The sequence below is a fragment of the Streptomyces sp. NBC_00433 genome (genome assembly GCA_036015235.1).
GTDB lineage: Bacteria > Actinomycetota > Actinomycetes > Streptomycetales > Streptomycetaceae > Actinacidiphila.
In genome coordinates, this window is sequence record CP107926.1 from 268,755 (window position 1) to 290,960 (window position 22,206).

Here is a 22,206-nt window from a genome sequence, read left to right on the forward strand (position 1 = left end):
CATGGCTCGGTGCCCACCTCGGATCGTGACCCAAGAGGTCCTGACCGCGAGCGGCCGGCTGCCCTGCGCGGTCGTAAGAACGCCCCCTGGGGGTCCGCTCAGGCTTGGGACGGGTGACGTGGGGCAGCCCCGTGCCGGTCGCGTTCACCTCCCGCGGTACCGGGACCGTGCCATTCGCAGAACACCACGGTGGCGTCGTCCTCCAGGCGGTCGTGGTGGTACTCCATGACGGCGTGCATGAGGCGGCGCAGGGTCTCGTCGACGGGGAGGTTGTCGGCGTGGTGGCGGATGATGAAGTCGGTGAACCGCTCGACCCCGAACTCCTTCCCGTCGGTGTCGCGGGCTTCGGTGATGCCGTCGGTGAACAGCAGCAGCCGGTCCCCGGGCTCCAACTGCTCGGTTCTCTGCTCGACAGGCAGGTTGAACCCGCTGCCCATCGGGCCGGCAGGCGGGCAGTGCAAAGTGCTGGCCCAGCGGCCGCCGCGGATGAGGACCGGCAGCAGGTGGCCGCGGTTGACCCAGCTGAACTTCCCGGTGTCCAGCTCCAGGTCGGCGAGGATGCCGGTGGCGTAGCGGGTGTGACCGAACTGCTCGACCAGGGTGTCCTCGATGGCTCTGCTGGCGTCGGGGATGGTGGCGCCGGCGCGGCGGTGGCTGCGGCAGGTGGCCATCGCCAGTGCGGCGGTCAGTCCGGCCGAGGTGTCGTGTCCCATGGCGTCGAACACCGCCAGGTGCAGTATGCCGTCGGCCAGCGCGTACTCGAAGGCGTCCCCGGCCACCTGGTAGGCCGGCTCCATGAACGCGCTCACCGTGGCCCGGCGGTCGGAGAACGTGCGCGGCGGCATCATGGACCACTGCAGTTCCGCCGGCACGCCCATCGGTCGGACGCGGGTCAACCGGGCGTGGGAGTCGCTGTTGGCCCGCTTGGAGACCAGCAGCAGCCCGGCCATCGACGCCAGCGCCCGCGCCACCTCCTCATCGGGCCCTCCCCCGCGGCCCGGACCGGACTCGACGTGCAGGACACCCAGGCGGTGGGTGCCGTCGCGCACCGGCACCCAGCACGCCCCGCCGCTCGCCGGCGAGGTGATCTCGGTGAGCTGGTAGGCGCGGCCGGGCAGGGTGCCCTCGATCCGGTACTCCTGGCCGCCTCCGCCGGCGTCCAGGCCGATCCCGGTGACCTCGCGGAGCACTTCCTCCTGGAGGTCCGCGACGAACAGCCGGACGCCTCCCGCGCCCGCTTCCTTCGCCGCGGTGTCCAGCAGGCGGGGCAGCTGGTCGAACGGTGCGGTGTGGCTGGCCTCCAGCAGCCCGGTCAGGGCCCGCGCAAGGCGCTGCGGCGTCATCTCCACCGCCGTAGCCCTGAACTCGTCGCGCCGCTCTCGAACTCTTCCGCCATGACCCCACTCCTTGCAAGCGCAAGACCACCCGGGGCCCGCGTATCGACCAGTACATGCCACCGGGCCCACAGGCCTCCAGCCCGCAAGAACGACACCGGCGCGACCACGCCCGTCCCGGCTCCTCCACGGGCAGCCGGCCGGCCGATCGCCACAAGCCTCTCACCTGGAACCGGCCCCACCAATCAGCCCCCACCACATGGAGTCCCAGAACGGCCGACGGCGTTCGCCGGCTCGGTCTCGCCGGGCGCCACGAACGGGAGCGCCTGCATCACGACGAACCGCCTCCTTCTCCTCCGGCCGTGCGGCCGAACAGCGGAAGCGACCTGCCATTACGCACTGAATCCAACATGGTCGAACAACAGGTCCGGACAAAACCCTTGACCAGCCGTCAGGGGCGCTCCTACGATCAGCCACCGCTTGAGCAACACAGAGCACCACACGCATCGGCTGCCTTATGGCACCAGGCGACGAACACCACGAAAAGCACCGCAGGCAGCAGCCGTCACCCGTGCCGGAAACGCCCATGAGAGCGCTAACACTCGCACGACTCCGCTGGACCCGGATCCGGACGGGTACCGACCCGTGGTCCGGCGCAGGCGCACCTCGGGCCGACCGCCGGGCCATACCTCAGCAAAGGATCGTGGCATATGAACACACCTCGATGGCGACCGCGCCGAGTGACCTCCGGCAGGCGATGGCTGCGCCTGGGGATGGCGCTTCTCCTCAGCGCTGCCGCCGGCACCGGGGCCGTGGTGGCCGCCGCACCCGCGGCACAGGCGGCCACGGCGATCACCGTCAACGGCGCCTCCACCGGCCGGGCCTTCGACGGAGTGGGTGCGATCAGCGGCGGGGGCGGCAACTCCCGGCTGCTCATCGACTACCCGGCGACGCAGCGCTCGCAGATACTGGACTACCTGTTCAAGCCGGGTTACGGCGCCGCCGTGCAGCTGCTGAAGCTGGAGATCGGCGGCGACGCCAACTCCACCGACGGCGCGGAGCCGAGCATCGAGCACGCGCGCGGTGACGTCAACTGCAACGTGGGCTACGAGTTCTGGCTCGGCGAGCAGGCTGTCGCCCGCAACCCGAACATCAAGATCGTCGCTCTGCCCTGGGCCGCGCCCGGCTGGATCGGCGGCGGGAACTTCTGGTCCCAGGACATGATCGACTACGACGTCCAGTGGCTGGACTGCGCCAAGCAGCACGGGCTGCCGGTCAGCTACATCGGCGGGTGGAACGAGCGCGGGCACAACAAGACCTGGTACGAGAACCTGCGCACCGCCCTCAACTCCCACGGCTACAGCGGCGTCCAGATCGTCGCCGACGACAGCTTCGGGTGGGGCGCTGCGGACGACGCCCAGAGCGACCCGGCGTTCAAGGCCGCGATCGGCGTGGTCGGTGCGCACTACCCGTGCGGCTACCTGGGTGCCGCGACTTCGTGCTCATCCAGTTCCAATGCCGTCGCGAGCGGCAAGTCGCTGTGGGCCAGCGAGTTCGGCTCGCAGGACTACATGACCGGTTCGGCCCCGTACATCCGCAGCATCACCCGCGGGTACCTGGACGGGCAGATGACCGGATTCATCAACTGGCCGCTGGTCGCCGCGCTCACCCCGAACCTGCCGTTCGCCACCGACGCGCTGGCGGTGGCCTCCTCGCCGTGGTCGGGCGCCTACCAGCTCGGCAAGAGCCTGTGGGCCAACGCCCAGGTCGCCCAGTTCGCCCAGCCCGGCTGGCGCTTCCTGACCGGCTCGGCCTCCGGCTACCTCGGCGGCAACCGCGCCAACGGCAGCTACATCTCGCTGAAGTCCACCAACGGCACCGACTACTCGACGATCTACGAGACGACCACCGCCTCCGCGGCGCAGACGGTGAACATCAACGTGACGGGCGGGCTCAACACCGGCACCGTCCACGTGTGGTCCACCGACCTGGGCTCGTCCAGCTCGTCGAACTGGTTCGTCAAGCAGTCCGACGTCACGCCGACGGGCGGCAGTTACTCGCTGACGCTGCAGCCCAACCGCATCTACTCGGTGACCACCACCACCGGCCAGGGCAAGGGGACGGAGGCCGGCCCGGCGTCCGCGCCGCTGGCGCTGCCGTACACCGACACCTACGACTCCTACGCCTCCCGCGCCGAGGCGAAGTACTTCTCCGACATGCAGGGCTCCTTCGAGGTACGCCCCTGCGCCGCCGGCAGGACCGGCCAGTGCCTGCAGCAGGTCACGCCGTCGCGGCCGATCGAGTGGCAGGACGACAGCGACGCCTTCGGCCTGCTCGGTGACACGTCCTGGAGCAACTACAAGGTCAGTACCGACGTGAACTTCCAGCAGGCCGGCACCGTGACCCTGCTCGGCCGGGCCAACACCCAGCAGCGGCCGCAGTCGCACCAGGCGGCGTACCAACTGCGGCTGAGCAACACCGGATCCTGGTCGATCGTCAAGAGCACCACCTCCGGCACGCTGACCACCCTCGCGTCAGGCAGCCACGCCTCGCTGGGCCTCAACACCTGGCACACGGCCTCGCTCAGCTTCACCGGCAGCCAGATCAGCGCCACCCTCGACGGCGCCGCACTCGGCTCCGCCTCGGACGGCTCGTACGGCTCCGGCCAGGTCGGGCTGGGAGTCGTCGGCTACCAGACCGACATGTTCGACAACCTCTCGGTCACCGCGACCAGCGGCGACGGCGGCGGTGGCAGCACGGGTCCGATCAGGGGCCAGGCGTCGAGCCGCTGCGTCGACGTCCCCAACGCCACGCAGACCAACGGCACCGTCACCGAGCTGTGGGACTGCAACAGCGGCGCCAACCAGAACTGGACCCTCACCTCCGCCAAGCAACTGACCGTCTACGGGAGCAAGTGCCTCGACGTGAGCGGGCGCGGCACGGCCGACGGCACGGCGGTCGACATCTACGACTGCAACGGCGGCACCAACCAGCAGTGGACGCTGAACTCCGACGGAACGATCGTCGGCACCGGCTCGGGCAAGTGCCTGGACGCCACGGGCAGTGGCACTGCCAACGGCACCCTGCTGGAGATCTGGACCTGCAACGGCGGTGCCAACCAGAAGTGGACCCGCAGCTGACATCCGGGTGATCCCTTCGGAGCGCGCCCCGGGGACGGCCCCGGGGCGCGCTCGCGACGACAGGATGCGAGCCGGCGCCCGCGCTCAGCGGTCCGAAAGGAAGAGCATGTACGCGGTGCGGTCGAACGGGTTCCCGTCGGTTCGGGCGCGGCGCGGGGGCGGGTCGGTCGTGACCGCCTTGTCGCCGTCCGTGTACGACGTCCACGAGGCGCCGCCGTTCGTCAGCGGCGGGAGGAGCCGGCGTACCCCGGGGAGCGTGCGCAGCGGGATCCGGCCCTCGATCAGCCAGGCGTCCGACTCCTGGCGGCAGGATTCGATCTCCGCCTCGCTCCTGGTCAGGAGGCTGGTCACGGCCCCGAAACCGTCCGCGGGCAGCTCCACCCAGAAGCGGTGCAGCGGCTCGTACACCGCGGTGCCGGCCTGCGCCAGCGCCTGCATCAGTACATAGGGCGTGACATCCCTGAAGTCCCCCGCGGCGGAGAACGGGCGCGCCCAGAAGCCGCAGTGGGTCATCGTGACGCGGATGTCGACCACCTGCCAGCCGTAGCACCCCTGGGACAGGGCCGATCCGATCCGGTCCCGCACCGCGTCGTGGAAAGCCGCGGGCAGCGCCCCCGACTCGACGGTCCGGTGGTAGGTCGTGCCGCGGCCCGGCTCGACCCGCAGTCCCACGGTGGCCAGGAAGCCGTTCCCGATCAGCTCGACGGCCGAGCCCGCGCCGACGGGCCTTTCCAGGTGGACGATGGCCGGCAGGTCGAAGGCGGCCTCGACGCCGAACTCGTCCGCCAGGGTCTGCTGGAGCACTTCCTGCTGGACATGGCCGTACAGGTGGAGGACGGAGCCGCCGTCAGGTCCCTGCTCGGCGCGGATCGTCGGGTCCCGCTCGGCCAGCGTGAGCAGGGCCGCGCGCAGGGTCGGCGCGCTCAGCGGATCCGTCGGCCGTACCGCGACCTGAAGGCTCGGCGGCGGGAACTGGCGTCCCCGGACCGGGGCGTCCGCGATCCCGAGCCGGTCGCCGACGCGCAGGTCCGCCGGGCCGCCGACGGCCGCGATGTGGCCGGCGGTGAGCCGCTCGCGCCCGGTGCCGGGCGGGGCGACCACGTCGAGGCCGCGGATCCGCTCGCGGGAGGAGGAGCCGTCGGCCCTGTGGACGTCCACGTGCTGCCGGGCGGTCAGCGTACCGCCGAAGCAGCGCACCAGCGGACGCCTCTCGCCCCGCTCGTTCCGGCCGACGGCGAACACGGAGGCGGACAGGTCACCGCCGCCGGGCGGCGGCTCCAGCAGTTCCGCGAGCACCCGGCGCAGGGTTCGGATGCCGGCGCCGGTGATGGCCGAGCCGAAGACGACCGGGTGGACCAGGCCGGCGGCGGTCTGGCCGCGCAGCGCACGGAGCAGGTCCGCGGGCTCCGGGCAGCGGTCGGCGACGAGCCCTTCCAGGATCTCCTCGTCGTTCTCGGCCAGGGCCTGGGCCCACTGCCACCGCGTACCGGCACCGGTGGGTTCGGCCGGCTCGAAGTCCGCGTCGGCCGTGCCGGTGCGCACCGGTACGCCCATGGCGAGCGGCCGCAGTCCCAGCTTGCCGGACAGCTCGCCGAGCAGTTCGGGACCGGACGCGCCGGGCCGGTCCAGCTTGTTGACGAACACCACGGTCGGCAGCCGCAGCCGCTCGATGACGCGGTACAGCCCGCGGGTCCGCGGCTGCACTCCGTCGGTCGCGGAGACCACCAGGATCACCGCGTCCACCGCCGTCAGGGCACGCTCGACCTCGGCCACGAAGTCGGCGTGCCCCGGGGTGTCGACCAGGTTGTACTGGCGGTCGCCGTCCTGGAAGGACGCGACGGCCGACCGGATGGTGATGCCCCGGGCGCGCTCGATCGCGTCCGAGTCGGTCTGCGTGGTGCCCTGGTCGACGCGGCCCATCCGGCTGATCGCGCCGCACTCGAAAAGCAGCCGCTCCGTCAGACTCGTCTTGCCCGCGTCGACATGGGCGAGGATGCCGAGGTTGAGCACGCCGGCGGCGGGCCTCAACGCTCCGCCCCGCGTGCCGTCACCGGTGGCCTCCCGGGGTCCGGTGCGCCGGGAGCGTCCCGCACCAGCGCCTCCGCCGACCGCATTCCGGCCAGCACGCCGAGGTAGACCTCGGTGAGTTCGGCGGAGTCCCGGATGCGCCGGTGGGCGGCCAGGCGGCGTTCGGTGACGGTGAGGTCGGCGGCGGCGAGGGTCGCCGCGTAGCCTTCCGCCAGCATCCCGTCCCGGCGCCGGGCGAACTCCTCCAGTGCGGCGTCCGCCGCCCGGTCGGACCCGCACCGCCCGGCCAGCAGGCCCGCGAGGGACTCGGCCTGCCGGAAGGCGTCGGTGATGCCGCGGGCGGTGATGCTGTCCTTGTGGTGTCCCGCGTCGCCCACCAGCGCCCAGCCGCGCCCGGCGGGCCGGCGGAAGAAGTTCCGCTGGTCCCCCGTGCCGGTCAGCCGCAGGTCCGGCTGTCCGGACCGGAGCCGGTCGTGGAGGTCGGGCGCCAGGGTGCTGATCGTCCCCAGGTGGAATCCCATCGGATCGGTGCGCGCGCGGGCGAAGTCCGCCTGGGGAGCGTAGGTGGCGACCAGCGAGATGTCGTCATGGGTGGGGATGACGCTGAGGTAGGCGTGCTGGGACTCGGCCAGCCGCACCTGGTCGCCGCCCATCCGCCAGCCGGTGTAGTAGACGCAGGTGCGGCGCGGGTGCTCGGTGGTGGTCGGCGAACCGCACCGGCGGGCCAGCGTCGACCGCATGCCGTCGGCCCCGACGACGACCCGGCCCCGCTCCTCGGAGACGGTCCCGTCGGGACCGCGCAGCAGCGCGCCGACGACCCGGCCGTCCCGCCGTACCACGTCGACCAGCTTCGTCCGGGCCCTGAAGCGCGCGCCGGCCGCCCGGGCCGCGTCGGTCAGGAGCCGGTCGAGTACGTGGCGCCGGGGCGCGAGGGCGTAGTCGATGCCGTCGTAGCCGGGCAGCGGGCCGCCGACGGAGACCGTCCCGATGGTGTGGGTCAGGCGGCGCAGCGGGGGGACGCCGGTTTTCAGCAGTGCCTCCAGGACTCCCCACTCGGCGAGTCTGGCCACTCCCGGTTGGTGGATGTAGAGCGTGGACATGGTGTCGGAGGGGAAGTCCGCCTGGTCGACCAGCAGGACCCGCTGGCCGGACTCGCTCAGGAGGAGGGCGGTCGCCGCGCCCGCGCAGCGAGCGCCGATCACCAGCACGTCGTACATGGCATCGTCCTTCACGGAGCCTCTCCAGCGGGTTGTCGTCGGGGGCGGGCGCGGGCGGGCGCCGAGCCTGCGCGGGCCGGCATCAGTCCCATCCCGAGCGGGAGATGATGGCGTCCGCGACGTCGTCGGTGTGGTCGAGCAGCAGGTTGTGCCCGCCGGGCAGCCGGTGGAGTTCGAGCCCGCCGGTGGTGAACCCGGACCACCCCCGGAAGTCCGGTTCGACGACCGTCGTGTCGGCGGTGCCGAGGAAGCCGACCACCGCGGCCCCGATCCTGGCGCCGCCCTCGGACCGGTAGGTCTCGATCGCCTCGTAGTCGGCGCGCAGGGCGGGCACGAGCAGTTCCAGCAGCTCGTCGTCCTCAAGGATGAAGTCGGGTACGTAGCCGTCGGCGGCGACCCGCCTGATGAACGGGCCGAGGGGCCACCGCCACACCCCGTCGCGGGGGATCCGGTCGGGCGGCTCGTGGGCGGAGACGAACAGCGTGCGGACGTCGGTGTCCGCCAGCCGGCGGACGATCTCGAACGCCACGACGGCCCCGGAGCAGTGGCCGTAGACGGTGATCGGCCGGCCGGCGGCATGCCGGACGAGCGCGTCCGCGGCCTGCTCCGCGATCAGGTGCACATCGCGGAGCGGCTCCTCGTACAGCCGGGCCTCACGGGCCGGCAGCCGCACCGCGACCGCGGTGGCGTGGCGCCCGATCCTGCGGCTCAGGTCGCGCACCGCGGCCGCGCCGGCACCGGCGTGCGGCACGGCGTAGAAGACCTCGTCGCGGCCGGCCCGGGGGGCGGAGGCGATCTCCACCAGCCACGGGCTGCTCTGCGGTCCGGTCATGGCCGCCCCTTCTTCCCGGCGACCAGCGCCGCGAGCGCCGGCCGGTCCACTTTCCCCACCGGGTTGACGGGGAAGGAGGGCACTTCGACCAGGTGGTCGGGGACCATGTAGGCCGGGAGCTCCCGCGTCGCGAAGTCGCGCACCTGCCGCTCGGTGACGCCGCCGGAACGGTAGAACGCGGCGAGCCGCTGTCCGCCGGGACCGGGCACGGCCAGCACCACCGCGGCCCGGACGCCGTCCATCCGGGTCAGCACGTTCCGCACCTCGCCCAGTTCGATCCGGTAGCCGCGGATCTTGACCTGGTCGTCGGCGCGTCCGAGGAATTCGATCAGGCCGCTCCGCCACCAGCGGGCCCGGTCACCGGTCCGGTACATCCGGCCGCCGGGCGCCGGCGACCAGGGGTCGGGCACGAACTTCGCCCCGGTCAGCTCGGCGTCCCCCGCGTAGCCCACGGCCAGGCAGTCCCCGCCGATGTAGAGGTCGCCGGGCACACCCACCGGGCACGGGGAACCGCCCCCGTCCAGGACGTAGTAGCGCGCGTTGTCGATCGGGACGCCGTAGGGCACGCTCGGCCACGCCGGATCGAGGTCGTTGGCCAGGAAGTGGTTCGACCACACCGTGCACTCGGTGGCGCCGCCCAGTGCGACCACGTCCGCCGTCGGGAACTGCGCCCTGATCTCGCCGGGCAGCGTCAGCGGGATCCAGTCCCCGCTCAGCAGCACCAGCCGCAGCGGCGCGCCGTCGAGGTCGTCGCGGAGGCCGAGGAAGGGCGTCACCATCGCGAGCATCGCCGGCGCGGAGTCCCAGATCGTGATCCGCTCCTCGACCAGGAGGTCCAGCAGGACGTCGGGTTCCCGCAGCTCCTCCTCCCCCGCCACGCGGAGGTAGCCGCCGGCGGCGAGGGTGCCGAAGATGTCGAACACCGACAGGTCGAAGCAGAAGGAGGCGACCGCGAGCAACCGGTCCTGGGGACCGATCCCGTAGGCGCGCCGCAGCCAGGCGATGAGGTTGACCACGGGCCGGTGCTGCACGACGACGCCCTTGGGGACCCCGGTGGAGCCCGAGGTGAAGATGACGTACGCGGTCGACTCCGGGGTGGTCGGCGCCGGCAGCGGCACCGCAGGCCGGGTCGCGATGTCGGCGCCCGTCCAGAAGGTCCGCGCCCTGGGGGCGCCGGCCGGGTCCGCCACCGTGACGGCGACGTCGAAACGGTGGCCCAGCGCGCCGCCCAGCCCGGTCCCGGCCCGCTCGTGCACCTCCACCCGCGCCACCGCGGGCAGCACCTCCGCGAGGCGTTCGAACGACGCCCGCGACAGTGCGAGGCCCGCGTTCTCCTCGTGGTCGAGGTCGACCAGATCGCCCAGGAGCACCCGGCCGCCGGGCCGCAGCAGCCGGACCGCGGCGTCCAGCACGTCGTACAGGTATTCGGCGTCGGGGAAGAACTGCACCACGCTGGACATCACCACCAGGTCGAACCGGCCGGTCACCAGCTCGCCGACCCGGTGGGCAGGGCCGACGACCCCCTCGATCGCGGGCCGCCCCTCACCGTGGCGCTCCAGCACCTTGCGCACCGACACCGGGGAGATGTCCATCGCCACGTATCTGTTGGCGCCGCCGGCCAGCTCGTCCACCAGCTCACCGGAGCCGCAGCCGATCTCCAGGACGTCCGGCCGCCGCGGGGCGCCCGCGCGGGCCAGGCCGGCGACGTGCGCGCGGTACGCCTCGACGTCGTGGAGGCGGTAGGCGTCCGTGCCGCGGGCGTTGAACCCCGCGGCGCGGACCCGGTCGGTGTCGTCGACGATGTAGTCGAACAGGTCGGCCACCGCCGTCTCGTCGAGCGCCGCCGCGGGCTCGGGCCGGTCCGGACGGCCGGGGCAGACCACCCCGCGTACGGAGGGCACCTCGGCGGCCAGTCGCTGTGCCTCCCGCTGCCGGCCCGCCCCGGAGACCACGCAGGCCACGCCGAGATCGGTGAGCAGCCGCTCCGTCCTGGCCCGGGGCCACGCGGGATCCAAGGGCACGTACGCGGCCCCCGCTTTGAGGATCGCGACCAGGGAGACCACCGCCCATGTGTCGCGCCGGCTGAACAGCGCGACGTAATCGCCTGGTTCGACGCCGGTCTCGGAGAGCAGGCGCGCCATGCGGTCGGACGCCGCGTCGAGTTCGCGGTACGTGAGCCTCGTTCCGTGGGCATCGCCGACCGCCGGAGCGCCGGGGTCCCGGGCGACGGCCTCCCTGATCAGGTCCGGGAGGGTGGCGCGGTCGGGGAAGGGCGCGGCGGTCTCGTTCCACTCCGGGTCGGGGTAGGTCGTCGTCATCGGATCCCCAACTGCTCCGCGACGGCCCGGCCGACGCCGCGCACGGTGGGGGCGGCGAAGAAGAGCCGCAGGGGCAGCCGGACCCCCACCCGCTTCGACAGCGCGGCCATCGCCTTCGCCACCAGGAAGGAATTGCCGCCGACGGCGAAGAAGTCCGAGTCGGGCCCGAAGTCCCGGTGCTCCAGGACCTCCTCCCAGACGTCCTGGACCATCGACGCCACGTCCTGGAGGCTCATGTCGACTTGCTCGGTCATGGCCGGTCCCCCTCCTGTCCGATCACGCTGCCGTCGGGTGAGCAGAGCCTGCCGACCTGGAGGGCGGGGACGCGGCCGTCCGCCGCCGCTGCCGTACCGCCCTCCGCGACCAGGTATTTCCGCAGGTCGTCCAGCAGGGACCAGATCCGGCCCGCGGGCAGCGCCGGCTGCGCTGTCGCGCCCGCCGCGTCCCGGCTGGGAAGGGACAGCCCGAAATGGGCGTCCGGGGCCTGCTGCGGGCCGGCCCACACCTCCAGCGCGCCGCAACCCGACCCGGGTGCGCACCCCACCCGGACCCTCCAGCCGCGGAGCCCGTCCAGTGCCCACAGGTCCTCCGGGTCGACGGCGTCGCCGCCCAGGTCGCCCGGCCGGGCGTTGGCCAGTCCCCGCCAGACGGCCGGTCCGCCGCCGCTCTCGATGTGGCGGCGGACGGCCGGGACCGGCGCGCCGTCAGCCGTCAGCTCACGCGGGCTCGTCCCGGGCGGCGGGCATCCCACATGCAGGACGGCGTCGAAGCGGAAGACGTTCATCTCGTTGCGGTAGCGGCCCCGTTTGGGCGCGGCCTCGACAGCGGTCACCGCGTCGAGGCCGCCCGCCAGCGACTTGACATAGGCGGGCGACAGGCCGAGTTCGAAGTCCCGGCGCTGGTGCCGTTCGAGGTCGAACTCCGCGCCCGCGTCGCCCGCGAGCTGCCGGTAGTAGGACGGGAGCAGGGTGGCGTCACGCAGGTCCCCCAGGAAGAGGTGCCCCCGCGGCGCCATCAGGCCGATCGCCCTGCCGAGGACCTGCTCCAAGTACCGCACGCTGGGGAAGTACTGGGCCACCGAGTTCACGATCACCAGGTCGTAGCCGCCCGACTCCGAGGCGGGGAGCCCCTCGTGCGCCGCGCCCTGGTGGACGCGCACGCGGACACCGGTGCCGGCCCGGCCGGCGATCGACCGCAGCGCACGGACCGACGCGGCGGCGAGGTCGGTGGCCACGTACTCGTCGAGGGGCGCGGCGGCGAGCAGGGCGCCCATGACCAGCCCGGTCCCGGCGCCGATCTCCAGGACGCGGCGCGGTCGCAGCGCGGTGATCCGGTCCACTGCCGCGTCGGTCCACTCGCGCATCTGGACTTCCGGCACCGGCTTGCCGGTGAGGCCGTCGATCCAGCCGACCAGCTGCCGGGCGGGTGCGTCCCCGCCGCGGTCCGCCCCCTGGTCGTAGAGGTCCTCGAACAGGTAGGACCATCCGTCGACCGTCTCGTCCACGGCGGCCAGCGGCTGGATCTCGATACGCGGCGGCGGACCGGGCAGCAGGCGCGCGGCGGCCACCCGCGGGTGGGCTTCGAGCAGGCGGACCCAGGTGTCCTGGGGCGTCCGCGGTCCGGCGTAGGTCATCGCGCCACCTCCGCGGGCCGGCGCGCCTGCGCGGTCAGCCGCTCGAAGTAGGAGCGCATGGCCGCGAGGAGCTGCCTGATCCGGTCCTCCGCGTACCGGTCCGCGCTGAAGGTGACGGAGAACCAGAGCCGGTCGTCCGCGATCATCGCGCCGATCTCCAGTTCGTGCGGGCGGATCATGCGCGGCGCGCGATCGTGCTCGGGAAAGCCCGCGAAGGTCAGCGCCCTGTCCCTGCGGTCGGCGCCGGTGACCGAACCGAGGTAGGTCACCCCTACGCGGTTGCGGCGCGGGGCCAGGTCCTTGGACATGAAGGCGAGCAGTCCGTATCCGAGGCCGCCGCGGGGGACCCCGCGCAGGGCGCTCATCGCGCCGTCCAGCTCCCGCAGCGGCGCCGGGTCCGGGGCCGGCAGCGCGAGGGGGAACAGGGCGGCGAACCAGCCGACGGTCCGCGACAGGTCGATCGTCTCGGCGATGTCGTTGCGCCCGTGGGTCTCGAAGTCGATCAGCAGCGGTCCGCCGTCGGTGACCGGCCGCAGCGCCGCCGCGGCGCCGGCCAGGACGATCTCGGTGAGCGTCGCCCCGGTCGCGGCCGTCACCTCGGAGCGCAGGGCGCGGGTGGCGTCCAGGTCCAGGGACTCGGCCAGGGTGGCCTGCGAGGCGACGTCGTTCCTGCCGGCCGGGCGGTCGACCAGGACGCGGCTGGGCGCCGACTCGACCACCCGCCGCCAGTAGCGGGCCTCGGACCGTACCTCCGCGGAGCCGGCGGCCGTCTCCAGCGCCCGGCCCCACTGCTGGTAGGTCGATCCCTGCGGGAGGAGCTCGACCGGCTCCTCGCGGGCCAGCTGCTCGCAGGCGGTGACGACGTCGTCGGCGAAGATGCCCATGGAGGCCGGTTCCATGATGAGGTGGTGGGCGGCGACGAGCAGCTTCCTGCGGTCCCCGGGCAGGGTGAACAGCGCGCAGGACACGAGCGGTCCCCCGACCGGGTCCACCGAGGACTGGCAGGTCCGCACCGCGCGGTCGAAGGCCGACTCCGCGCGGTCGGGCGCCATCGGGGAGAAGTCGAACACCCGCAGGACGTCGCCGGGCCGGGCGGCGGCGTAGGACTGGGTCCACTGCCCTGTGGCGGAACGGCGGAACCGCAGCCGGAAGGCGTCGTGGTGGTCGAGGGCCGCGTCGATCGCGGCGCTCAGGAAGGACGCGTCGACTCCGGGGGCGACATCGAAAAGGTTGCTGTAGTTGTAGTGGCCCGCCTCCGGGTCGGGGCCGGTCAGGAACCACGACTGGATGGGGAGCAGCGGCACGACGCTGTCCGCGGCGGCCGCCGCGTCCCCGCCGGCCGCCGGCGCGGCCGCGCCGCTGCCGGGTGCGCCGGCGACCTCCGCCACGAGCAGGGCCGCGAGGTCGGCCACCGTCTGCCCGAGGAACATGTGCCGCGGCCGCATCGGGTAGCCGGCCTTGCGCGCGGAGGCGACGACGCGCAGGCCCAGCAGGGAGTCCCCGCCGATGTCGAAGAAGTTCTCGTCCGGCCCCAGGGTGTCCAGGCCGAGCGCCTCCTTCCAGATGCCGTGCAGCACCGTGACGGCCCGCTCCAGGTCGTCCGCGGCCGGGCGACCGGCGGGCGCCGCGGGCGCGGGGGCCGGCGGCCGTGGCCCGGGTCCGGCCCGGCGCCTCGACGAGCCCAGCTCGACGCCGTCCACGCACTGCCCCGGGTCCTCGGCCAGCGCCCGCAGGACGGCGGCCAGGTCGGCGGTGAAGGTCTCGCCCCAGGGGAGGTCCCACAGGTCCGCTGAGAAGTCCACGACGCAGGCGAGCCGGTCCCCTTCCTGGTGGAAGGACGTCGCGATGTCCAGAGCGCTGCCCTCGGCGCCCGTGTCGACGATCTCGGCCCTGACTCCCTCCAGTTCGAGGTCCTGGCCCGGTGGCTGCAGGGTCACCGCGTGCTGGAAGACGGGGTGGTGGGACAGGCTGCGGGCGGGCGTCACCACCTCGACCAGCCGCTCGAACGGCAACCGGTCGTGGCGGTAGACGTCCAGGGCGGTGCGGCGCACCCGGGCGATCAGTTCGGCGAAGGTGATCCCCGGCTCGTAGTCCGAGCGGTACACGAGCTCGTTGACCAGCGTTCCGATCATCGGGTGGGTCACCGGGTCGCGGCGCCCGGACCCGGCCCCTCCCACGCAGAAGTCCGCCTGCCCGCCCATCCGCCCCAGCAGAACCTGGTAGGCGGCCAGCAGCAGCATGTAGAGCGTCGCCCGCTGCTCACGCGAGCGGCGGTCCAGCGCGGCGGTCAGCCCGGCGTCGAGGTAGCTCCACACCCGGTGGGCCCTGCCGCTGAGCGCGGCCGGCCGCGGGCGGTCGGTGGGCAGGCGCAGGGTCGGCGGCACCGGCGTCAGCCGGCGCTTCCAGAAGTCCTCCTGCTCCCCCCACGGTTCGGCGGCCTCGGCGGCCGCCTCCCGCGCGGCGTACTGGCCGTACTGCAGGGGGAGCGGTTCCGCGGCGGCGGCCGGGCCGCCGTGCCGGTGCCGGCGGTATCCCTCGTTGAGCTCCTCCATCAGCACGCCGCACGACCAGCCGTCGAAGACGATGTGGTGGAACCCCAGGAGCAGCAGGAACTCCTCGTCGGCGCGGCGCAGCAGGACGCCGCGCAGCAGCGCGGCGTCCAGGGCGAACGGCGCGTTCGTCTCGTGGAAGACCACCTCGTCCTCCCGCCGCGACCGTTCCGGTTCGGGGCGGTCGCGCAGGTCGAGGTGGCGCAGGGCGAAGGTCCTGTCGTGGACGACCTGGACGGGCCGGTCGCCGCGGACCGCGATCGTGGAGCGGAGGATCTCGTGGCGGTCGACGACGCCGCCCAGCGCGCCTTCGAGCGCGGCGACGTCCAGCGGTCCGCGCAACCGCAGGTGCACGGGGAAGACGTACATGCCGGCCTCGGTGTCCAGCTGGTGGAGGAAGTAGAGGCGTTCCTGGGCACGCGTCAGCGGATAGGTGCGCTCCACCGGGGGTGCGGAAGTCTGCATTTTGGAGGGTCCTCAACGTCGCGAGCGGGTTTCGTGGCGTGTCCGGTGCGGCGCCGGCTCCGGTCGGGGGCCGCGGCCGGCGCCGTCAGGCGGGCGGCGGCGGGGCGGGGATCACGCGGTCGCCGCCGTGCGGACCGGGCGGCCGGGCGGTGGCGCCTCCTCGGCGGCGGTGGGCGCGGCGTCGATGAGGGCGGCGAGCGCCGCGAAGTCCTCGGCGCCGAGCAGGTCGGCCACGTCGACATGCCAGTCGCGCTCGCGCAGCAGCTCCGCCTGGATCTGCAGGGCCGACAGGGAGGAGCCTCCCAGGCCGATGAAGGAGTCGGCCGCGGCCACGTCCTGGTACCCCAGGGCATGGCCGACCAGCGCGAGCAGCTCGGTCAGGGTGTCGCCGCCCGGTCGCGGCGGGCCCGGGTGCCCGTCGCCGAGCCAGAACGACTGCTCGTCGAAGGGGTACAGCGGCAGGTCGACCAGGCGGGGCGGGGTGCCGCCGTCGAAGAGGTCGCGCCAGCGGACCTCCTCCTCACCCGCCACGAAGGCGTTCGCCAGGGCTCCTTCCGCGGTGTCGCCGGCGCCCGGCCCACCGTCCGATACGCGCACGTCGGGCAGCAGCAGCCACTCGGCGCCGTCCGTCTCCCCCAGCCGCCGGCAGGTCTCGGTGAACTCCGCACGGTCGTGGGCGAGGACGGCCACCCGGTGGGGGTGGTGCTCGCGCCCGGCCCACAGGCTGAAGGCGAGGTCGCGGGGGTGCGCGTCCCGGCCGCCGGTGCCGTGCGCGGTGAGCAGCGCGCGCAGCGAGGTGCGGGAACGCGCCGAGACGGGGAAGACCCAGGGACGGCCTCCGGGGCGCGGCGCCGGGGCGCCGGGCTCGGGCTCCCGGCGGGGTCCTTCCTCCAGCACCACGTGCACGTTGGTGCCGTTGAAGCCGAAGCAGTTGACACCCGCGAGCAGCGGTTCACCGCCGCCGGCATCGCCGCGCAGGTCCCACGGCCCGGTGGGCACGAAGACCGGCGAGTCCAGGAAGTCGATGTGCCGGTTGGGCTCCCGCAGGTTCACCGTCGGGGGCACCACGCCGTGCCGCAGCACGAGCATGGCCTTCACCAGGCCGGACAGGCCCGCCACGCCGTCGACCAGGTGCCCGATGTTGCCCTTGACCGAGCCGACGGCGATGAACTGGCGCCGGTCGGTGCGCCGCCGCACCGCGTCCGTGATGCCTCGTATCTCGATCGGATCGCCCAGCGCGGTCCCCGTCCCGTGCGCTTCGAGGTAGGACAGCGATCCGGCGTCCACACCCGCTCGCTGCCATGCCTGGAGCAGCAGTTCGGTGTGCGCCTTGGGGTCCGGCGCGGTCATCATGGCCGACGCGCCGTCGTTGTTGACCGCCGAGCCGCGGATCACCGCGTGCACCCGGTCGCCGTCGCGCAGCGCGCGCTCCAGCGGCTTCAGCAGGACGGCCACCGCGCCCTCGCCGCGGCCGATCCCGGCGCCGTGGTCGTCGAACGGCCTGCTGCGGTGGTCCTGCGAGGTGATGCCGGCCGCGTCCATCGGGCGGTTGCCGGAGTCGACCGGCAGCGGGAAGAGGTTGACGCCGCCGACCAGGGCCGTCTCGCAGTCGCCGGCCCGCAGGCCCAGGCATGCCTCGTGCACCACCAGGAGGGACGACGCGCAGGTCGCGCTGGAGACGAACGCCGGACCCTTCAGATCCAGCAGGAAGGACAGGCGCGAGGCGGCGAAGGACGCGATCACCCCGGGCACGGCCGAGGGTGTCAGCTCGGCCAGGCCGCCGGGGTAGTCGCCCTCCGCGGCGGAGGCGTAGACGCCGGTGCGGGTGCCGCGGACGCGCCCTGCCCAGCCGGCGTCCTCAAGGCAGTGGTAGGCGACCTGGAGGAAACGCCGCTGCTGCGGATCCATGACGCGGGCGTCGGCGGGGGTGACCCCGAAGAACCCGGCGTCGAAGCGGTCGATGTCGTCCAGCCAGGCGGCGGTGAGGAAGCCGGCAGTGCCGGGCTCGGGGGCGAGCGGCCGGCACAGCGCGCGCCGGCTCTCGGGGGCAGGCTCCACCATGTCGGCCCCCGACATCAGCACGTCCCAGAACGCCTCGTAGGTGCGGGCGCCGGGCAACTGGGCCGCGACCCCGATGATCGCGATCTCCCCCGGGGGCTCCTCGCGCGGCGCGGCGCCGGATCCGACCGCCGCCACCAGTTCCTGGGCGGTGCGGCGGTCGATGTGCCCGGCGGAGAGCAGGCCCATGATCGTGGTCACGGGGTCGGTCATGTCAGTGCCTCCTGGTCGTACGGGGAGGTGAGCTGCCGGAGCTGGGTGTCCACCGCGGCGCGCAGGACGGCACGGGCCTCGGTGCGGTCGGTCAGGTAGAAGTGCCCGCCGGGGAAGACCCGTTCGTGCGGCGGGCGGGCCAGCACGCCGGCCCACTCCTGCGGTTCCTCGGGCGCCGTGGAGGCGTCCTCCCGCCCGCTCCACAGTTCGTAGTCCGCCGCCGGGGGCGGCAGCGCCGGGTCGAGGCGGTAGGAATCCATGATCATCATGTCGTCGCCGAACGCCTCGACCACGCTCTCCAGCAGGTCCGGGGCCTCGAAGACGGCCGCCGGTGTGCCGCCGTAGCCGGTCAGGTGCGCCAGCAGGTCCGCTGCCGGCCGCCGCGGCGGCGGCCAGGGCGGAGCGGCGGCCATCGCGACGGCCCGCCGCGGTGACGGGGCGCTGGACACGATCACCCTCGTGACCATCTCGCGGCGGTCGGCCGGCAGGTTCCGGACCAGCGCGTCGCACAGCAGTCCGCCCAGGCTGTGCCCGAAGAAGATCGCGGGGCGGTCCACCAGCGGTTCCACCTGCTCCGCGAGGGCGCGCCGCGCCTCGTCGAAGGTCGACCGCCTCGGTTCGGCGTCGCGGAGCCCGCGGCCCGGCAGGTCGAACAGCAACGACTCGGCGCCGTCGGGCAGTTCCGAGGCGAGCGGGAGCAGCGAGATCGCGGAACCGCCGGCGTGGGGGAAGAAGAGGACCCGCATCATGGCGTCACTCGCGGACCCGGTGGCGATGCAGCCGTACCGCTGGTCGATCCGTACCTTCGGACTCATCGAGACGGCTCCTCCCCCCTCGGGCGGCTCTCGCAGCCGGTCGGCCGGCCACGGGTGACAGCAGCGGTACCGGTTCGGGCGGCCGGAAACAGACCGGCCGGGCGGCGGGTCGGCCCGCTCGGGAATGGCAGGACGGATAAGCAGGCGACCGCCTGCTCACGGTCGACGGCGCATTTCCTCGTTCGCTCAGACAAACGGGTCGTCAGGGAACTCGAAGCGGCGGTTCCGGCGCCGGCCGATTCCGGGCCGGGAGGCCGGCGGCGGGCGCGAAAGGCTCCACCCGAGCGCTTGGCCGCACCTTCATCTTGCGGAATCACAGATTCCCCCCAATACCTTTCGCTAACCGCTCGACCAACGCCCCTAATCGCCGTACCGCCGGATGTCTGGATCAACGTCTACCCCACGCTTACCGGGCGGGCAAGGCGCTCAAGTTCACGCTCCATTCACAACCGCCCGCGGGACAGAACGGGCCCGGGTTCGGCCGGGATACCGCTCCACCTCCACGACCAGGGGTTTCACGGAAGCCGCCGAGCACGCGTGGTCGCGGCCGGCACACCCGGCGTGACCTGGGTCACCGCCGGAAATCCGACGGCGAATAACTCATCGATTCCCGAACAGCTGGGACGGTAGAATCACGTAGGAAGCGGGAGGTGGGGGTGGTGCTCGCGGACCTCCTCGCGAGGCTGATGCCGCACCTGGACGAGCGGCAGCGGCGGCTGGTCGGCGGGGCGGTGGCGCGTCTGATCGGCCACGGCGGAATCCGCGAGGTCGCACGGGCCACAGGTCTGGCGGAGTCGACGGTGGCCCGCGGGGCGCGGGAGCTCGAAGCGGGCCTGGTGGCGGACGGCCGGGTCCGGGCGGCGGGCGGCGGGCGCAAGCGGCTTCGGGACACCGACCCGGGACTGGTGCAGGCGCTGCTGGCGCTGGTGGAACCGGTCCGGCGCGAGGATCCGGGGTCGGCCCTGCGCTGGACGACGAAGTCGACCCGACGGCTCGCCGCCGAACTCACCGGCCAGGGGCACCGGGTGGGAGCCGACACGGTGGCCGCGCTGCTGAAGGCGGAGGGCTTCTCCCTGCGGGCGGCATCACGAACCGCGGAGGGCGCCGGCCACTCCGACAGGGAAGCGCAGTTCCGCCACATCAACACGTACGTCTCCCGCTATCTGGACGCCGGGGACCCGGTGATCAGCGTGGAGGCAGGCAAGAGGGAAGTATCCGGCGACAGGTTCGCCGAGCCCGTCCCCGCCGCCCGCGGGTGCCCTGGCCGGCAGCAGTGGGACGAGGGCCGTCCTCATCCCGGCCTCCCCCCGGGCGCGGCCGGGGGGAGCAGGCCGGCAGCCGCCTCCGGCGGACCGCACGGCATCGGCGCGGACCCCCGCCGGGTGGCGGTCGCCTGCGACCCGGACACCGCCGCCTTCGCGGTGTCCGCCCTGCACCGCTGGTGGGCGGTCGAGGGACGGCCGCACTACCCGGACGCCCGGCGCCTGCTGATCGCCACCGACGCCGGCGGCTCCTCGAACCCGTGGGCGGCGCCCTGGAAAGAGGGTCTCGCCGAGTTCTCCCGCAGCTCCGGCCTGGAGGTCACGGTCTGCCAGCTGCCCCCCGGCACCTTCAAGTGGGACTCGATCGACCACCGGTTCCGCTCCCGGACCGACGTCACGTGGCGCGGACACCCCCCGGCCTGCCATGAGGTCGTGATCGGCCGCGTCGGCGTGACCGGCACCGCGGACGCGGACCCCGCCCCTCCCTCCGCCGCCACCGCCTCCGGCCACCTCGCCGCGGGCCCCCCGTCGGCCCCGCCCGACTGGCACGGCGTCTGGAACTACACCCTCACCCCCGAACACCCCGGGCCCTGAGCCGGGTTCGGGCCGCACGTCCCCACCCCGGATGCTCCGCGAAAGCGGAATCCCGCTGCCACCGCCGGACCGCTCGGCGGCCGCGCCGGCGCCCGGGGCCGCCGCCCTTCGGCGGCGCGGGGCAGCGGCGTCGGACCACCCCCTGTGATCTGCGGGTCGACTTATTTATCGGCAACTTCCTCGATCGTTTTTCACTCCTACCTGAGCGGGGTCCGATGGTGCTAGCGTCCCGGCGCAGGCATTCCTGTCTGACCTTGGCGACCGCGCGAGAAGTCGGATTCATCGCACGGTCGCAACCCGGTCGACGCTGTTCGGGCGAAAGGGAGGGGCGGCTGATTGTGGGGGGCGTTGGAACAGTTGCCGCAAGGCTTCACCGATGTCGTCGGAATTCTGATTGCACGAAGCATCTATTTCGTCATAGCGCGGGGCGGTTCCGCTCGGCGCGAGATGGGCGTCCGGCGTGTGGCCGGTTTCCGCCCCGCGGGCCGGACGCCCCGAAGGGCGGCCGAACGGCACCCGGGCCGCACCGGCCACGGGGACGGCGCCCCGCGGCTGACGCCGCCGGCCCTCCCCCTCTCCTTCCCGCCCGAATCGACGCACCCGTCCGCAGCGAGGCTTTGGGGTTGAAGACACGGTGAGCCAGCACGAGGACTCCGCTGTGGGCGGGGACCAGAGTTCGGACTACCTGTTGCGGATCCGCGACCGGGGATTCCAGGAGCAGCCCGTGGAGCAGGTCGCCGTCGACCTGTTGACGGTGCCTCACACGCCGCGCCTGGCCGGCGAGGATCCGGAGTACGTACAGCAGCTCGCCGATTGCGCGGCGCAGTTGCCGCCGATCATCGTGCACCGGGCGACCATGGCGGTGGTCGACGGCGCCCACCGGCTGCGCGCCGCCAGGATCAGGGACCGCCGGCACATCGCGGTCCGGTTCTTCGACGGGGACGAGCAGGACGCCGCGCTGCTCTCGGTGGCGATCAACGTGGCCCAGGGGCGGCCGTTATCCCCCGCGGACCGGGTCGCCGCCGCCGAGCGGGTCTTCCGGTCGCGCCCGCAGTGGTCGGACCGCGCGGTCGCCGCTGTGGTGGGGCTGTCGGCGACGAAGGTGGCGCAGATCCGGGGCGAAGTGGTGGAGGGCGACGACGAGGCCCGCTTCCGCGTCGGCCGCGACGGACGCGCCCGCCCGATGAACGCGGCCCAGGGCCGGGAGCTGGCCAGCCGGCTGATCAGGACGAACCCGCACGCGTCGCTGCGGCAGATCGCCAGGAAGGCCGGAATCGCCCCGGCCACCGTCGCCGACGTGCGCAACCGGATGAGGCGCGGGGAGGATCCGCTTCCGCCCCGGCAGCGTGTCCTGGTCGCGGAGAAGGAGCCGGCGCCCGTGGCGCGGCAGCCCGACGAGCCGGCGCACGAGCGACCGGTGGCCGCCCCGGTGCCGGGGAGCCGTACGGCGGAGCACCCTGTCCTCCTGGACGAGCCGCCGGTCGACGCGTCCTCCGCCGCGCTGAAGAAGATCGTCAACACGTTGTGCCGCGATCCTTCGCTGCGGCTCAGCAAGTCGGGCCGCAGGTTACTGCGGCTGTTCGAAGTGGGCGGTCTCGTCGCGGACAACCGCGGTTGGCTCATCGCCCACGCGCCTTCGCACTGCATGGAGATGATCGCGCTCCTCGCGGACGGGTATGCCGAGTCGTGGCGGCTGCTGGCCGAAGACCTGCGCCGGGAGAAGACCACGCTCGGGCTGTGAGGGGGCA

The 22,206-nt window shown here is 73.4% G+C and carries 13 protein-coding genes; 3 read left to right on the top strand and 10 right to left on the bottom strand.

The features are described 5' to 3' along the window. Positions 1 to 98 precede the first annotated feature (98 nt). A complete protein-coding gene (locus OG900_01165) occupies positions 99 to 1,343 on the bottom strand; it encodes a serine/threonine-protein phosphatase (GenBank protein WUH88871.1) in 1,245 nt (414 codons plus the stop codon). A 701-nt stretch (positions 1,344 to 2,044) separates the two neighbouring features. Here OG900_01165 and OG900_01170 point away from each other — a divergent pair. After that, positions 2,045 to 4,474, top strand: a complete 2,430-nt coding sequence (locus OG900_01170) for a ricin-type beta-trefoil lectin domain protein (GenBank protein ID WUH88872.1) — start codon at positions 2,045 to 2,047, stop codon at positions 4,472 to 4,474. An 84-nt stretch (positions 4,475 to 4,558) separates the two neighbouring features. Here OG900_01170 and OG900_01175 read toward each other — a convergent pair whose 3' ends face one another. The 9 genes from OG900_01175 to OG900_01215 all read right to left on the bottom strand — a co-directional run bounded on the left by OG900_01175 (position 4,559) and on the right by OG900_01215 (position 18,602). Then, positions 4,559 to 6,502 (bottom strand): TetM/TetW/TetO/TetS family tetracycline resistance ribosomal protection protein, encoded by a 1,944-nt coding sequence (locus tag OG900_01175; GenBank protein ID WUH88873.1) that lies wholly within the window; start codon positions 6,500 to 6,502, stop codon positions 4,559 to 4,561. Beyond that, positions 6,499 to 7,734 carry an FAD-dependent monooxygenase gene (locus OG900_01180; GenBank protein WUH88874.1) on the bottom strand — a complete coding sequence of 412 codons (1,236 nt, stop codon included), beginning with the start codon at positions 7,732 to 7,734 and terminating at the stop codon, positions 6,499 to 6,501. Before OG900_01180 ends, OG900_01175 begins: the two co-directional genes overlap by 4 nt. A 67-nt stretch (positions 7,735 to 7,801) precedes the next feature. After that, positions 7,802 to 8,551, bottom strand: coding sequence for a thioesterase domain-containing protein (locus tag OG900_01185; GenBank protein ID WUH88875.1), 750 nt, complete (start codon positions 8,549 to 8,551; stop codon positions 7,802 to 7,804). Beyond that, positions 8,548 to 10,869: an amino acid adenylation domain-containing protein gene (locus OG900_01190; protein ID WUH88876.1), complete on the bottom strand. Its 2,322-nt coding sequence runs from the start codon at positions 10,867 to 10,869 to the stop codon at positions 8,548 to 8,550. Before OG900_01190 ends, OG900_01185 begins: the two co-directional genes overlap by 4 nt. Then, a complete protein-coding gene (locus tag OG900_01195; GenBank protein WUH88877.1) occupies positions 10,866 to 11,123 on the bottom strand; it encodes a phosphopantetheine-binding protein in 258 nt (85 codons plus the stop codon). The genes OG900_01190 and OG900_01195 overlap by 4 nt, the downstream gene beginning before the upstream one ends. Next, positions 11,120 to 12,502 (bottom strand): class I SAM-dependent methyltransferase, encoded by a 1,383-nt coding sequence (locus OG900_01200; GenBank protein ID WUH88878.1) that lies wholly within the window; start codon positions 12,500 to 12,502, stop codon positions 11,120 to 11,122. Before OG900_01200 ends, OG900_01195 begins: the two co-directional genes overlap by 4 nt. Next, complete coding sequence (locus OG900_01205) at positions 12,499 to 15,516, bottom strand: condensation domain-containing protein (protein ID WUH88879.1); 3,018 nt, start codon at positions 15,514 to 15,516, stop codon at positions 12,499 to 12,501. Before OG900_01205 ends, OG900_01200 begins: the two co-directional genes overlap by 4 nt. Positions 15,517 to 15,627: 111 nt before the next feature. Next, positions 15,628 to 17,787: a phosphopantetheine-binding protein gene (locus OG900_01210; GenBank protein WUH88880.1), complete on the bottom strand. Its 2,160-nt coding sequence runs from the start codon at positions 17,785 to 17,787 to the stop codon at positions 15,628 to 15,630. Next, on the bottom strand, positions 17,784 to 18,602 hold the full coding sequence (locus OG900_01215) for an alpha/beta fold hydrolase (protein ID WUH88881.1): 819 nt from the start codon (positions 18,600 to 18,602) through the stop codon (positions 17,784 to 17,786). The genes OG900_01210 and OG900_01215 overlap by 4 nt, the downstream gene beginning before the upstream one ends. Before the next feature lie 659 nt (positions 18,603 to 19,261). Here OG900_01215 and OG900_01220 point away from each other — a divergent pair. After that, positions 19,262 to 20,458 carry an ISAzo13 family transposase gene (locus OG900_01220; GenBank protein WUH88882.1) on the top strand — a complete coding sequence of 399 codons (1,197 nt, stop codon included), beginning with the start codon at positions 19,262 to 19,264 and terminating at the stop codon, positions 20,456 to 20,458. Between the two features lie 634 nt (positions 20,459 to 21,092). Next, the gene (locus tag OG900_01225) at positions 21,093 to 22,199 is read left to right on the top strand and encodes a ParB/RepB/Spo0J family partition protein (protein ID WUH88883.1); all 1,107 of its coding nucleotides are present in this window, start codon (positions 21,093 to 21,095) and stop codon (positions 22,197 to 22,199) included. Positions 22,200 to 22,206: the final 7 nt, after the last annotated feature.